We start from the raw sequence: 13,667 nt of genomic DNA, 5'->3' as shown, positions 1-13,667 counted from the left end.
GTTTGGGGTAGGCGTACGGGTTGGGGTGGGTGTACGCGTGAAAGTAGGAGAATAATTGGGTGTCTTGGTGAAAGTGGGCGGCAGGAATGGTGTATTGGAAGGTGTTGGCGTCACCGTCACCGTGGGTGTTGGCGTAATGGTCGGAGTGGAGGTGACTGTCCCCGAGGTTGTCAGCGTTGGGCTGGGCCCGGAGGTGATGGTCACGAACGGCAGGGTGGTAAAGTTGATGGTGGGGGTTAAACTCACCAGGGGAGTCCAGGTTGGCGAAGGAGTAGGGGTGCCAGGAGAGCGGATGAGATACCCTGGGGCAAGCAACACGGCTACCAGGCCAGTACAATAACATGGAATGGTGGCGAGAATCACGACAACTAAAACCTTGCGCAATCGGGAGCGAGCAAATGGATCAGATGTCATGAGCTATACCTGGTGCGGGTAGATGATAACACCAAGTTTGTAAAATGGCAATCAAGGCAGGTTCCGCACGGATACCATGCTGACTTCGTGCGGTACAATGATGAGGTGCATTGGATTTACCTTCTCCCCATTCTGACGATGTGGCCTTCTCGTGCGGTAGGCTCGCATGGGAGCAGGTGAAGGCTGGTAACCCGTGAGCATATGGACGGTGTGCGCAGTAAAAGCACCGCAAGGCGATCTATCAGCCTTTGCAGGCGAGCTGCACGATCGCCGCCCATGCCTCGCAGAGCAGCACCTTTGAGGTTGATATGGGAAAAATAAAGCAGGAAATAACCTATCACGTGCTACAGGAAGGAGAGGTACGCCTATGGAAGAAACTCCACGAATGAACGCAGACACCCGTACACGTCATTTCAAGGGTACTGCCTATGAGATCGGGGTTGCCAAGGGGCAGGCGCTAGGGGCCAGGCTGGAGCAAAATATCCACACCTACCTGCAAAAACGACCGGAAAATCCTAGCATGTCTAATATTGAAAAACTTAAGACGGGGGCTTTAACCTGGCTGACCGGCTTACCGCCCCGCTTCCAGGAGGAATACTATGGATTGGCAGAAGGCGCCCACTTACCGCTGCAGACCATTGCGGAATGGGCCTACCTGGATGAATTCCTGGATCTACGGTGCAGCGCGTTCATCTGTACATTGGATGGGCATGCCTGGGTTGGTCGCAACAATGACATCAATGTGCCTGAACTGTGGGGGTATCTGACCATCCAAGAGGTGGCAGAACGCATCCCCACGATTAATTTTTGCATGGAAGGAGATGTAGTTACCCCTACCGGAATCAACCAGGAGCGGCTGTGGCTTCATTATAATTTTTTATTAGCCGAAGATAAGCCTCGAGTTGGCAAACCTCATATGCCGGCTTTCGTATTGTTGACCGACATGCTCGAAACCTGCGAGACCTTGATGGATGTTGAAGAAAGCCTTGCGCTGAATGATCGAGACGGAGGCATGATGCTGTTCGCGGTGGATGGCAAGACCGATGAGTATGCTATCTATGAATGCTCTTGCAGCCAGGTATTTAAGCGCACTCCGGCGCAAGGCTGGCTGGTGGGAACCAATCACTTCTGCAACCGGCCTTTGCCTGAAGGCTACCAAAATTCTAAGCTGCGGGAAGAACTTTTAGCCCGCATGACTGAGAGATTAGTCAATCGACAAGGGGAAATCAGCTATCCTGAAGACCTGATTGCCAGCCTGGCCGATGGACGGATCGAAGCCCACCGGGAAAACTGGTGGACCGTGTACGCAAACGTAGCCTGCCCTGCTGAGAAACAAGTCTGGTACACCTTCGGAGGGTACCCGGCGGCCAGCCAAGGGAAGTGGCAGCTCATCGATTGGCCATGGCAAGATTAACCAGAATAAACAGATGAAATAGAATTATCAAAACAGCAAGCTGCCCCTTGACAAGATCGTGCGAGACCCGAATCATCTTGCGATTCCATTGAATCTGTGCTAAAATCACGCCGCGGTATACGGGAAAAGTCGTTTCCCTACATACCGCATACTTTTCATAAGGGGCATTTCAGGTTTTAGCACCGGTGTCCCAATTTAATGTAAAGAATCGCTTTGGGGGAGTGGTTCTTTAATATTTATAGATAGGATTAGGAAGATGCCTCCCTCATTCTTGACCAAGCAAGGCTTCCAGAAACTACAGGAAGAACTGGAATACTTGCGAACGATAAAACGCCACGAAGTTGCCGAACGATTACATGAGGCAATGGAAGGCGGAGAGCTAATTGAAGATGCTGAGTACGAAGCAGCGAAAAACGAGCAGGCTTTCGTAGAAGGACGCATCCAGGACCTGGAGATGCTTTTGGCGAACGCGCATGTGATCGAAGAAGCTGCCAAGGAAGATCACGTCCAGGTTGGCTCGACCGTTACGATAAAGGAAGGCGATAATCCTGAGGAAGTTTACACCATTGTGGGCCCAGCTGAAGCATCACCGCGCGATGGGCGCATCTCCAACGAGTCGCCACTCGGGCGAGCCCTGATGGATCATCACCCCGGCGATGTGGTCCGCGTAGATGCACCCGGTGGCTCTTTCGCCGTAAGCCTGGTGAAGGTGGAGTAAACAAGGGGCTTAGAATCGGCCCCGCGCTTGGTTTCCTTGCGCGGGGTTTTTGCTTAATAATGTAGATCGCGTGGAGAAATGCTATGACGAACGAATTATCCAACCTCGAACAGAACCGATTGGAAAAAATCGAGCAATTGCGCCTCATAGGGATCGAACCCTACCCTACCCGCACGCTGCGTACCCACACCAGCCAGGCAGCTTACCGTGAGTTTGAAGCCGCTGAAGTAGCAGCCGCTGAGGGGCAGCAGGGAGCGCCAGTGCGGGTGGCTGTGGCTGGCCGACTGCGCTCCATACGCCCGATGGGAAAGATCACCTTTGCGCACATTGAGGATGGCGAAGGCAGGCTGCAGTTGTTCTTGCGTGCCAATGATATCGGTCAGGAACAGCTTGACCTGTTCAACCATCAGTTTGACCTGGGTGATTTTGTCCAGGCCACTGGTGAGGTGTTCCGCACTCGAGCAGGAGAGGTTTCAGTACGGGTAGAAGCATTCCAGATGCTGGCCAAGGCCATCGCGCCGTTGCCCGCTGCCAAGGACGAAGTGGTGGAGGGAGAGATCGTTCGCCATGCCCTACTGGCAGACCCTGAGACGCGCTATCGCCAGCGCTATGCTGACCTGGCGGTTAACCCGGAAGTACGCCAGATCTTCAAGAACAGGACAGCCATTGTATCTGCCTTACGCAGTTACCTGGACGGGCAGGGTTTCCTGGAAGTTGAAACGCCGATCTTACAGCCCATCTACGGGGGGGCTGCTGCCAAACCGTTCATCACCCACCACAACCAGTTGCACCAGGACCTGTACCTGCGCATTTCGTTTGAGCTGTATCTCAAGCGCCTGCTGGTGGGGGGTCTCGAGCGCGTGTATGAGATCGGGCGCGATTTCCGTAATGAGGGTGTGTCGTACAAACACAACCCTGAGTTCACTCAACTGGAGTTTTACTGTGCCTATGCCGATTACCTGAAGGTGATGGAGATGACTGAGCAGATGATCGCCTACGTGTGCGACCGCGTGCTGGGCACCCGAAAAGTCACCTATGATGGTCACGAGATCAGCTTCGATATTCCATGGCCGCGCCTGGAATTACGGCAAGGATTGATCAACAGCTCGGGGATTGACATCGCCCAATACCCCACTGCCCACAGCCTGGAGGCAGCGATGAAGGAACGGGGTATTGAAAGCAAGCCTGGTGAATCGCGCGGCAAGCTGATCGATCAGCTGCTGTCAGACTTCCTGGAACCCACGCTCATCCAACCCACCTTCTTATATGATTACCCACGCGACATTTCGCCCCTGGCCAAGAGCAAACCGGGCGATCCGCTGACTGTGGAACGTTTTGAGGGATACGTGGCAGGCTTCGAGCTGTGCAACGCTTTCACTGAGCTGAACGACCCGCTTGACCAGGAGAAACGCTTTTTGGAAATGGGCCGCGATTACGCGGCCGAGGACGAAGAGCGCCACCCCATGGATGAAGATTATCTGCGCGCCATGCGCTATGGTATGCCACCCAACGGCGGATTCGGCATGGGTGTCGACCGCCTGGTGATGCTGCTCACCGGTAACCCCAATATCCGCGAGGTGATCCTGTTCCCCCCGCGGCGGACGCGTGAGGAATAAAGGAAACAACAGGTAATTACTGGCTGGGAGCACCCAGCCAGTTTTTTTATGGGGGACCATGATGAACTGTCTAGCACCAGGAGAATTAAATAAGAAACAAATCTATAGGCTGGCAAGAAACCATCCTCCAGATGGGTTTCTGTGTTCCCAATTTGTGCTATGCTAATATAATGACAAAATTTTTAAAAATCATCAGGCTTGCGGAAAAGAATTGCCAGGAAGCTGATGCGAGGTGCAATCTATGAAAGAGCATGCGAATAATCAGCCGGAGGAGGTAGATGCATGAATATCTTTCGTAAATTACGCTGGAAATTAACCCTTAATTATACAATTGTGACAATGAGTGCCTTCCTGGTGGTCCTGGTAATCCTTGGAGGACTGATATTACCCCGCATATTTATCCCTATCAATAGATTAACTCCAGAGGGAATCATATGGCATTTACAAAGAAATTCCATACCTCTACTCAGCCATATTCTCTCCCAGTCTCCAGTAGACACGAAGTTATTGCGTATATTATACGAAGATACTGGTGCTAATATCACTGGTTTTGAGATTCTGCGGGTCGGAGCGTTACAGTTTAATGTAAACACGATCGCCATTTTTCGTTCTCTCATTATTGGAGCAGATGGAACGATATTAGGAATGAATGGGATGGGTTCCACGGATTTAGCCGTTGGAGAACAATTCGATCCCACCCAATATATCGATTTAGAGGCTCCTTACAAAGCTGCATTAGCTGGAGAAACCAATCCGGAAAAACTGGTTACCGTATACGAGCCAAACCATCGATTTGTGTTAGCAGTCCCGATTATCAATTACGCTGGCACAAAGGAAAATCATGTTGAAGGAGTGTGGGTGCTTTTTGTGGATGCCTTCCCCACGCAGGAAATCGTTCCATCACAAATCTTAAATATTGCTGGAAAAAGTTTGCTGGTTTTTCTCTTTGGAATAGGTCTCATGGGGACGCTCTTCGGTGCTTTTTTTGCGCGCGGGTTATCTGAACGATTTAAGCGGTTGTCCACCACCATCGATGGCTGGAGTGAAGGTGATTTCTCGAGTTTTATTGTTGACACCTCTGAGGATGAAATTACTCAATTGGCCCTGCGCTTGAATAATATGGCTAAACAATTGCAAGAGCTGATGCGCAGACGCCAAGAAATGGCGGTATCTGAAGAGCGCAACCGCCTGGCGCGCGACCTGCATGACAGCGCCAAACAGCAAGCACTGGCGGCCTCGTTTCAATTGGGAACTGCTCTGACCTTATTTGAAAGTGACCCACAGGATGCGAAAAAACACCTCGAAGAAGCGGATGCTCTGGTTGATGCAGTCCGCAAGGAGCTCACTAATTTAGTCCACGAATTACGACCACAAGCGCTCGACAAACAGGATTTTCAGGAAATACTGAGAGAATATACCTTTGATTGGTCTCAGAGAAGTAATATTGAAGCGATCATTAATATTGAAGGTAGTGATAATATATCCTTAGAAAACAGGGAGGCCCTGTTCCGCATTACGCAAGAAGCCCTGGCAAATATTGTTCGGCATAGCTCCGCCAGCCGAGCAGAGTTATTACTGAAAATGGAATCAAATATGGTGACCATGATCATCCAGGACAATGGCAAGGGGTTTGATGTTAATGCACCACATAGTGGGCTGGGTCTTTCCTCGATGCGAGAGCGTAGCGAGGTCTTAGGTGGCAGTTTTTCTGTGAAGAGTGGACTAGACCAGGGGACCGAAATCGTTGTTACTCTCCCTAACCAGGGGTAAGGAGGCGGTATGGCGGATTCAATGAGTGTAATCACTGTGATGATCGTAGACGACCATGAAATGGTGCGCCAGGGGGCTAGCAGCTACCTGGAAGCCCAACCTGATATAACTGTTATTGCCCAGGCAGGGACCGGTGGAGAGGCTGTAAAACTGGCCCAAGAACTTGTCCCAGACGTGGTTTTAATGGACCTGGTCATGCCCGGCATGGATGGGATTGAGGCTACCCGAAAGGTTAAGGACATCAGCCCGCGCACTCAGATCATAATCCTGACTTCTTTTCATCAAGACGAATATATTTTTCCTGCGCTTCAAGCAGGGGCAATATCATATCTGCTTAAAGACGTAAAGGCATCGGAACTTGCAGAAGCCATCCGCCGGGCAGCGCGCGGAGACGCCACCCTACACCCCAGGATAGCTGCACGGGTGATCAAAACATTCCGTAATCTCGATCCGCAAGAAGCAACTCCCTTCATTACACTAACTGAGCGTGAAATGGAAGTGCTTAAGCTGATCGCTAAAGGTTATTCAAACGAAAGGATTGCTGATGAGCTTGTGATCAGCATGGGCACGGTTAAGGGGCATGTCAGTAATATCCTGAGTAAATTACATTTGGCTGACCGCACACAGGCTGCCGCGTATGCCTGGCAAGAGGGAATCGTCCGCCGGGAATGACGGATTAATAGAATACAACAATACTTTGGAGGGGTTGCCGGTAATACTTCTGAGGCTGGCAACCCCTCTCTGTTTAACTCGAGCGTATGACGATGTGTTAATGTGAATGCTACTTTTGGGCAAACCAATTAACCCCAGGGAATCTTTGTAAATACATCCTCAGTATAAAAAAATCGCCCACGAAGGCTCGTGGCTTTGCGATCATTTTTCGCTATGCTATGAACAGAATAAATAAACAGTGAAAGGATCTTTCAGCCAGACCACAGAGAAAGGAGTTCCAAATAGAGAGAGTAATTATGAGCAGCGTGCAAAAAAACAACAAGACCACACTAAAGTATTTGCAAGATAGTTTTCCTAATTCAACAAGAAAGGAGGTCAAAATGACTAAGAAAATTGCGATGAGGATCATGCTTATAGCCGGATTACTGGTAGTTGTCTTGCTTGCGGTGCTAGTTTTTTCTGCCCAATCAGCACCAGCAGCCAACTCAGTTGAATCTGCGTCCGAAGAAAGATTGGCCGGGTCTGACAACATCTTCCTGCACCCACCCGTTCCACCGACTGCGGTCCCAGATAACTATTACACTGGTTCGGACTACTGCGAACGTCATGATTGCCAAGTTATCCCTTAAGCTTTCCACTTCAATAAAAATAACCCCTCCTGCATGAATAATATGTGCAGGAGGTTTTTTTTATTTCTCCTGACGGTGCCCATACTAGGAGCAATCCGAGGTGTGTTATCAGCGCTACGATCTACTCACAAAACATGCTTTACCTTCAATGATTCATTAGAACACCTGGTGCTCAATCAACGGAACAAACCAAAAAAACACTGTTGGATCGGTATTAGCAGGTTCGCCAGCAGGCTCCTTTCCGACAGCTTTTGCCATCGGTATCTGCAATAACGGGTTCATAAATATGTGCGATAATCTTTAACAGAGTATGAACAGGACGAAATCCATTAACACTCATAATCGCCAGCGAGAAGAGCTGAACATGCCGACCCAACCGCTTTTTACAAACCCAAAGCAAGCAATCGGGTTTATGCGTGCCTGCTTGGAACAGGATGACCCGCGCACGCTTTATGCGGCCTTTTCCCAAGATACCAGTAGTTTTTGGAAAGAACGCATCTTTGCATCCCTGCGGGAGATCGAGGCAACCGATACGTTGGAGAGCGTATTCCTGGATGGTGGTCGTATTACCTCCTTTCCCGACCACGAAAGTGTGTTGCACCTGGGAGGCCACGGCCCTCGCACACACTACCTGCATATCAAACTTGTAAAATTTGATCGTGGGTGGGTGCTGGAATCCATCCATGTGTGCCGATAATCAACACAGGTAATATTATGAAACCACCCACAGACACTTTTCCAACGATCGCCTCCATCCTGGCGCCTGAAGCACTCGTCAAAAAAGTCCTGCCCTGCTTTGGAATAGGAGTAGTGAAAGACTGCCAATTCTATTCTGGTGGATTCAATCACACCTATCGCATCCTGAGTAGCAAAGGCATCACCTATTACTTGCGGGCATATCGCTCAAAATGGCGAACATTAGCGGATATTCGCTATGAGCTGGATGTGCTCAATCACCTGAAGAGAAAGGGTTATCCGGCTATTCAACCTATCCCTGACAAGGATGGCCATTATTTCTACGCAGTACCCGCCCCAGAAGGCACGCGCTACCTGGCGCTCTTTACAGAAGCACCTGGTGGAGAGATTTCGTATGATAACGAGCCAGCCGAAAAGGCCCAGCGTTATGGGCGGGCTGTGGCACACATGCACAACGCCCTGGATGATTTTTCCAGCCCACACTTGCGCTTCCACCTGGATCTTGACCATTTCATCGATCAGCCAATACGCAATATCCAGCCGTTCCTGGTGAACCGACCGGATGACTGGAGCTACCTGCTGCACTTCAGCGGATTGCTGCGCCAGCGCATCCTGGCAATGCCGGCAGATCTACTTGAGCAAGGCACATGCCACGGTGACCTGCAAGGTTACCATGCCAACCTTACCCCTGACGGCACCCTGACCTTTTATGACTTTGACTGCGGGGGTTACGGTTTCCGGGCTTATGACCTGGCGGTTTTCCTGTGGTGCTGCCGCCTGGAAGATGCAGTGGCAGCCCGATGGCAGCCTTATTTGAAAAGCTACCAGGAAACACGTCACCTCCACGAATGGGATGAGGAAGCAATTCCCCTGTTTGTATGTGCCCGCTACCTCTGGCACATGGGTGTGCACACCCAAAATTCTCCAGACTGGGGCATCGATTTCCTGAACGACGGTTATTTCAATGCACATCTAAACGATCTACGCCAGGCAGAAAATGACTATCTGGCGTAAGGTTCATCATTGACCCATCGAAAGACAGGGAGAAATCATTCCGGTTGTTAGCATGTCGGATGAGATTCGGTTGGAATTTTCCTACCTCGGGTATACAATAGCTTATTCGTGGAAATCTTTCTTAATCACAAGCGTATCCTGCATGCTATAGCGGAGATGTCATCATGAATGAACAAACGTACCGTGTCTATGGTTACCGCTGGGTGGTGCTGGGGGTATTCATGCTGGTCAACCTAGCTGTGCAAATGTTGTGGATCACTTATGCGCCCATCACCGGGCCGGCTGCAGACTTTTATGGTGTCACCGACACTCAAATTGGCCTGCTGGCTATGACCTTTATGCTCGTTTACGTCATCTCGCTTTCCATACCGGTTTCGTGGGTGATCGATCGGTACGGCTTCCGCTTAGCAGTTAGCATCGGAGCTGTTTTTATCGGTGTGTTTGGATTAATCCGTGGGCTGGTAGGGGCTAACTATACCCTGGTCTTGCTAAGCACGATCGGCATTGCAATTGGCCAGCCGTTTTTGATGAATGCGTGGACCAAAGTACCTGCCAACTGGTTTTCTATAAATGAACGCGCTACGGCTGTTGGGCTGGTCACGTTGGCCAACCTGCTGGGAACCGCCGTAGGCATGGCGCTCACACCCATCCTGACCGAGTCTATGCCGATCCCAACCGTACAGGTCATATTTGGCGCAGTGGCAGCGGTCAGTGCAGTGCTCTTCATCATCCTTTCGCGTGAGCATCCAGCCACCCCACCTTGCCCGCCAGGAATGGAAGTGCGCTCACTGATGCTGGACGGCTTGAAGCAGATCGTGCGATCAGTACCATTTTGGCTGTTCGTGATCGTCTACTTCGTCGGCTTGGGGTTGTTTAACGGCATCAGCACCTGGATTGAGAACATCATCCGCCCACGGGGATTTACCCCCACGGACGCAGGTACGATGGGCGCGATTATGATCCTGGGCGGCATCCTGGGTGCGGTGGTCATCCCGGCCATTTCGGATAAACAGCATAAGCGCCAACGGTATATGTTCCTGGGAGTCGCCCTGGCTATTCCAGGCCTGATCGGAGTCACCTTCGCCCAAAGCATGTGGTTATTGCTGATATCGGCGTTTTTCCTGGGATTCTTCCTGATCAGCGTGGCGCCGATCGGGATGCAATATGTGGCTGAGGTCACCTACCCTGCCCCTGAAGGAACGTCTGCCGGCATATTACAGTGGTTCGGGCAGGTATCCGTGGCTTATGTCTATCTTATGGAAGCCATGAAGAGCGCAGATGGCACATTTACTCCATCACTGGTTCTATCTGTGGTCTTATTGTTGGTCATCCTGGGAGTGATTACCCAGATGAAGGATCCGCAACGGCACGAGGTGGTTGAAGCAGGTACTCTAAAAACGCCGTAGAGTAAAACCCCCACCTGATTTAGCGTACTCTTCAATACCGAGCCGCATCGCGTCCAGGTCTGGCCAGAAGAACACGATCTGTGAGCGATGGCAAGCTATGCCATTCTGCCAGGCTTGTAACCCCTCGGGAGAAACGGCCAACGAGAACTGCTCAGCGCCTACCGGAATCCATTCCGCCAAATCAACCTGCTCCCGGATGATATACGGGTAATCAACATAGTGCCACAAGGGGATGCTTAATCCTTCGGCAGCCCTGCGCACGATCACATGGTCGCGATGATGGCCAATGCTGAGCGGGATGACCAGCTCGCATTCAGAGGGTAAATTCTTACGCAGAAAATCGGTGACCGTTGGGATAATATAAGTTTCCTCTGGCTCAGGCTCTGCTTCAATGTCATCAGGTAATTTGATTAGCGGGTCATCGGTGCCAGGGTGGAAGCGGTAAATACAATCCGGCACGGTATAGCGCCGATAGGCAGCTCTCAACACCCGGCAGCAAGCGGCATCCTCTAGGCTGCGTTCATAGGGCACATCCTTCCCTTCCAGCTCGAAGAAGATGTGCAACATCCTGGCGTAATCTGGCAACGGTTTGCCGTCGGGCAGAGCGCCGGCACAAACAGTCCAGATCTCCACTCGATCTCCCCGTTGGGTCAGCTCCCACACCAGGCCCCCAGCCGAAAGCACAATATCGTCGAAATGCGGCGCCACGAAGATCTACTCTTTCATATCGTCTCTCCGATCTCCTCTGCAGCCTTGAACTGCTCATCCAGCTTCTTTTGAGAAACGCACGACGAAAAGACCAGCCCCCCCGCCAGAAACAAGGCGGCTGAGATGACAAACAGGTACATGAAGGTGGTCCTGGTCATATTGACTAATAAGATACCAAATACCAGGGCGGAAATACCACCCGATAAGCCGGTGGAGAGGTTGTTATAAGCCATATAGCGCCCAGCCTCGTCTTTGGGCGAGAGATCGCTGGCTAGGGCCGGGGCAGTGGCCAGGATGGGCCCCGTGGTAGCGGCCCGTAAACCAGCCAATAACAGGAAGGCAGCAAAATTACTGGTAAAGCCCATCAAGAATGTACACAAGGCACAGGTGAGCATGGCCCATAAGATCATTGCCCGCCGACCGATTTTGTCAGAAAGCAGGCCGGAGAGTAAGGCAGCCAGCATGGTGACAATCAGGCTAATGCCACCCATGGCCCGGTAAGCTGCATCCGGGCTGACCTGAGGAAAATATACCTGGAAGAAATAGCGGGCATAAAATTGCAGGCTGTTGATGCCCATATTGGCCAGCAACAGGGCCAATACCAGCCAGAAAAACACCACCACACGCCTGCGCACGTTGAAAATATCCACGAGGGCATTCCATATGTTGAGGCGCTCAGTGCTATCAGCGGGATGATCGCTACCTCTGATAACCCACACATTGATCACCCCCGTCAGGGTAAACACGATGGCGATCAACCACAAGGCCCAGGCTGTCTGCCCGTTCTGGTTCAAGCTGGTGACGACCAGGATGCCTGCCGCTGCTCCCAGGAGGGTTAAGAATCCCCCAATGCCCGAAGCCAAGCCACGTTGATTCTCGGGCACAACATCCACCAGCAGCGGCCACCAGGCACCATTGCTCATATTGGTGGAGAACTGCATGCCGAAGTAGCTGACGATAATGATCACCAGGGCAAAGGGTAAGAGCGTATTTGTTAAAGAAGGTGCCAGCAGCAGGGTTGGCAAGATAATAAGCGGTAGGGCGATCAGCGCTCCGGTCAGGATGGCTGGGCTGCGCTTGCCAAAACGGCTGGTGGAATGGTCGCTGAGAATGCCCCACAGGATGCTGACCAGCAGGGCAAGCAGGGTGCCAAAAAAACCAATCAAACCTACTACCAGGGCTTTATTACCACTCGCCACTTTTTCCACCAGCGTAGGCAGCAGGATCGTGTTGTACGACACCCACACCAGGTTAGCCCCCAGGATCAGGGTGTTCATCCCCAGCAAGAAGCTCGCTGACCTCTTCTCAACCGCACGCTTCATAACTGCCATCCCCTAATGCCTCGCTTGAGTTAAGGTTAAAACAGCAGTTTCTGCAACCTCATCAGGTCTTCCATGGGGCCTTTAACCTGGATCCTGCGCCCCATATAGGCGGCCATAGCATTGATCCGGCGATCCATCACCCCGGTTAACACCTCAGTGGTGGTTGTCACAACCAGATCTGGATTGGAAACGGTAGACTTCTCCAGCGATGCCCCTTTCCCATCCACAGTGTGAATCAACCAGTCTTCGCGCGTATCTGTGAACCGAAACAGGATCACCCGCGTGAAACCCTTCAAGCTGGTTTGCACCTGGGGCTTACTGAACTGGTCAACGATCTTTTGCAGGTAAGGTTGGACATCTGCCATCTTCATTTTCCTCCACGATATTCTTGCAGCTTGATTGGTTCAACCAACCCCTCATACTAGTCTGGCGAACTCCTCAACGCTGCCTGTCAAACTATAACATAAAACAGAATAAGGCGGCCGCTATGTGTTTACGCATTCATACTATAATCTTAATATCAACGCCTGGAACTATCCATCAATTAAGCTGGAGGGTACTCATGTTGATCCCAACCCCGGCAACCCAAAGCGATATACGCCTGCAGATTGTAGAAATCTCCCGACGGTTATACGACCTGGGTCTGTTGACAGCCACGGGAGGCAATATCAGTGCCCGCAATGAAGAAAACCCCCAGGAAATCTGGATCAGTCCAGCTGCCATATTTAAAGGCCACTTGCAAGCACAAATGCTGGTGCACATCGACCTGGAAGGCACAGTCAAGGCGGAGACGGGTTACATTCCATCCAGTGAGCACCGGGTGCACTGTGCCATTTATCGGAGCAGGCCAGACGTGGAAGCGGTGATACACACCCACGCTCCCCAGGCTACCTTGCTGGCCCTTAGCGGGACAAAATTCTTACCCATCTCCTACGAAGCAGCCATGCTGGGCGACATCCCAGTGGTACCTTTCATCATGCCGGGCAGCCCTGCACTCGGAGACGCAGTGGCTGAAGCGCTGGGTAACGAAGCGGCAGTACTGATGCAGAATCACGGGCTGGTGGTGGCAGCCTGTAATCTACGGTCGGCAGCGGATATCACGGAGGTGATCGAGGTCACCGCATTAAAATTGCTCACTTGCCGGGCATTGGGTGTCACCCCACCAGTTCTGCCCGAGGAAGCCATCACTGTGATTCGCAAATCGAGAGCTTTTAGCGCTTAGCCAGTGATGGAAAGGCTTGCCAGCAGGCGATCACAGTGAAATTTACACAATTAGACTAGATCTTTC

Annotated in this window: 14 protein-coding genes; 11 read left to right on the top strand and 3 right to left on the bottom strand. The window is 51.5% G+C overall.

Features of this window, described 5'->3' with window-relative positions:
• Nucleotides 1-55 precede the first annotated feature (55 nt).
• From C3F13_10865 to C3F13_10820, 10 genes are all read left to right on the top strand, one after another.
• Entirely contained in the window at nt 56-340 is a 285-nt protein-coding gene (locus C3F13_10865) for a hypothetical protein (protein ID PWB52802.1), read from the top strand.
• 459 nt (nt 341-799) lie between these two features.
• Entirely contained in the window at nt 800-1,828 is a 1,029-nt protein-coding gene (locus C3F13_10860; GenBank protein ID PWB52801.1) for a hypothetical protein, read from the top strand.
• Nucleotides 1,829-2,084: 256 nt separating this feature from the next.
• On the top strand, nt 2,085-2,546 hold the full coding sequence (locus C3F13_10855; protein PWB52800.1) for a transcription elongation factor GreA: 462 nt from the start codon (nt 2,085-2,087) through the stop codon (nt 2,544-2,546).
• Nucleotides 2,547-2,629: 83 nt separating this feature from the next.
• The gene (gene lysS, locus C3F13_10850; protein PWB52799.1) at nt 2,630-4,162 is read left to right on the top strand and encodes a lysine--tRNA ligase; all 1,533 of its coding nucleotides are present in this window, start codon (nt 2,630-2,632) and stop codon (nt 4,160-4,162) included.
• Nucleotides 4,163-4,444: 282 nt separating this feature from the next.
• The gene (locus C3F13_10845; protein PWB52798.1) at nt 4,445-5,932 is read left to right on the top strand and encodes a hypothetical protein; all 1,488 of its coding nucleotides are present in this window, start codon (nt 4,445-4,447) and stop codon (nt 5,930-5,932) included.
• Nucleotides 5,933-5,953: 21 nt separating this feature from the next.
• Nucleotides 5,954-6,604: a DNA-binding response regulator gene (locus tag C3F13_10840; protein ID PWB52834.1), complete on the top strand. Its 651-nt coding sequence runs from the start codon at nt 5,954-5,956 to the stop codon at nt 6,602-6,604.
• A 380-nt stretch (nt 6,605-6,984) separates the two neighbouring features.
• Nucleotides 6,985-7,233 carry a hypothetical protein gene (locus C3F13_10835; protein PWB52797.1) on the top strand — a complete coding sequence of 83 codons (249 nt, stop codon included), beginning with the start codon at nt 6,985-6,987 and terminating at the stop codon, nt 7,231-7,233.
• 364 nt (nt 7,234-7,597) lie between these two features.
• Nucleotides 7,598-7,930, top strand: coding sequence for a hypothetical protein (locus C3F13_10830; GenBank protein ID PWB52796.1), 333 nt, complete (start codon nt 7,598-7,600; stop codon nt 7,928-7,930).
• A gap of 17 nt (nt 7,931-7,947) precedes the next feature.
• A complete protein-coding gene (locus tag C3F13_10825; GenBank protein ID PWB52795.1) occupies nt 7,948-8,943 on the top strand; it encodes a hypothetical protein in 996 nt (331 codons plus the stop codon).
• Between the two features lie 164 nt (nt 8,944-9,107).
• Nucleotides 9,108-10,349 (top strand): MFS transporter, encoded by a 1,242-nt coding sequence (locus C3F13_10820; GenBank protein ID PWB52794.1) that lies wholly within the window; start codon nt 9,108-9,110, stop codon nt 10,347-10,349.
• Here the strand turns inward: C3F13_10820 and C3F13_10815 are convergent.
• Genes C3F13_10815 through C3F13_10805 form a run of 3 tightly spaced genes read right to left on the bottom strand, consistent with a single transcriptional unit; the run spans nt 10,335 to nt 12,750 of the window.
• Entirely contained in the window at nt 10,335-11,063 is a 729-nt protein-coding gene (locus C3F13_10815) for a hypothetical protein (GenBank protein ID PWB52793.1), read from the bottom strand. The two genes, C3F13_10820 and C3F13_10815, sit on opposite strands and share 15 nt — an antisense overlap.
• An 8-nt stretch (nt 11,064-11,071) precedes the next feature.
• Complete coding sequence (locus tag C3F13_10810) at nt 11,072-12,388, bottom strand: hypothetical protein (GenBank protein PWB52792.1); 1,317 nt, start codon at nt 12,386-12,388, stop codon at nt 11,072-11,074.
• Between the two features lie 26 nt (nt 12,389-12,414).
• Nucleotides 12,415-12,750, bottom strand: a complete 336-nt coding sequence (locus tag C3F13_10805; protein PWB52791.1) for a hypothetical protein — start codon at nt 12,748-12,750, stop codon at nt 12,415-12,417.
• A gap of 116 nt (nt 12,751-12,866) precedes the next feature.
• Between C3F13_10805 and C3F13_10800 the strand changes: the two genes are divergently transcribed.
• Nucleotides 12,867-13,601: a hypothetical protein gene (locus tag C3F13_10800; GenBank protein ID PWB52790.1), complete on the top strand. Its 735-nt coding sequence runs from the start codon at nt 12,867-12,869 to the stop codon at nt 13,599-13,601.
• The last annotated feature ends 66 nt before the right edge of the window (nt 13,602-13,667 follow it).

Source organism: Anaerolineales bacterium, assembly GCA_003105035.1.
In the GTDB taxonomy this organism is placed as follows: Bacteria; Chloroflexota; Anaerolineae; order Anaerolineales; family UBA4823; genus FEB-25.
Note: the sequence above shows the minus strand (reverse complement) of the source record. Positions and strands in the feature narration are given on the sequence as shown.

Excerpts from the sequence above, each read along its gene's own strand:
- C3F13_10835 (PWB52797.1), top strand. The coding sequence starts at position 6,985 with ATGACTAAGAAAATTGCGATGAGGATCATGCTTATAGCCGGATTACTG.
- C3F13_10855 (PWB52800.1), top strand. The coding sequence starts at position 2,085 with ATGCCTCCCTCATTCTTGACCAAGCAAGGCTTCCAGAAACTACAGGAA.
- C3F13_10845 (PWB52798.1), top strand. The coding sequence starts at position 4,445 with ATGAATATCTTTCGTAAATTACGCTGGAAATTAACCCTTAATTATACA.
- C3F13_10860 (PWB52801.1), top strand. The coding sequence starts at position 800 with ATGAACGCAGACACCCGTACACGTCATTTCAAGGGTACTGCCTATGAG.
- C3F13_10810 (PWB52792.1), bottom strand. The coding sequence starts at position 12,388 with ATGGCAGTTATGAAGCGTGCGGTTGAGAAGAGGTCAGCGAGCTTCTTG.
- lysS (PWB52799.1), top strand. The coding sequence starts at position 2,630 with ATGACGAACGAATTATCCAACCTCGAACAGAACCGATTGGAAAAAATC.
- C3F13_10805 (PWB52791.1), bottom strand. The coding sequence starts at position 12,750 with ATGAAGATGGCAGATGTCCAACCTTACCTGCAAAAGATCGTTGACCAG.
- C3F13_10825 (PWB52795.1), top strand. The coding sequence starts at position 7,948 with ATGAAACCACCCACAGACACTTTTCCAACGATCGCCTCCATCCTGGCG.
- C3F13_10820 (PWB52794.1), top strand. The coding sequence starts at position 9,108 with ATGAATGAACAAACGTACCGTGTCTATGGTTACCGCTGGGTGGTGCTG.
- C3F13_10800 (PWB52790.1), top strand. The coding sequence starts at position 12,867 with ATGTGTTTACGCATTCATACTATAATCTTAATATCAACGCCTGGAACT.
- C3F13_10840 (PWB52834.1), top strand. The coding sequence starts at position 5,954 with ATGAGTGTAATCACTGTGATGATCGTAGACGACCATGAAATGGTGCGC.
- C3F13_10830 (PWB52796.1), top strand. The coding sequence starts at position 7,598 with ATGCCGACCCAACCGCTTTTTACAAACCCAAAGCAAGCAATCGGGTTT.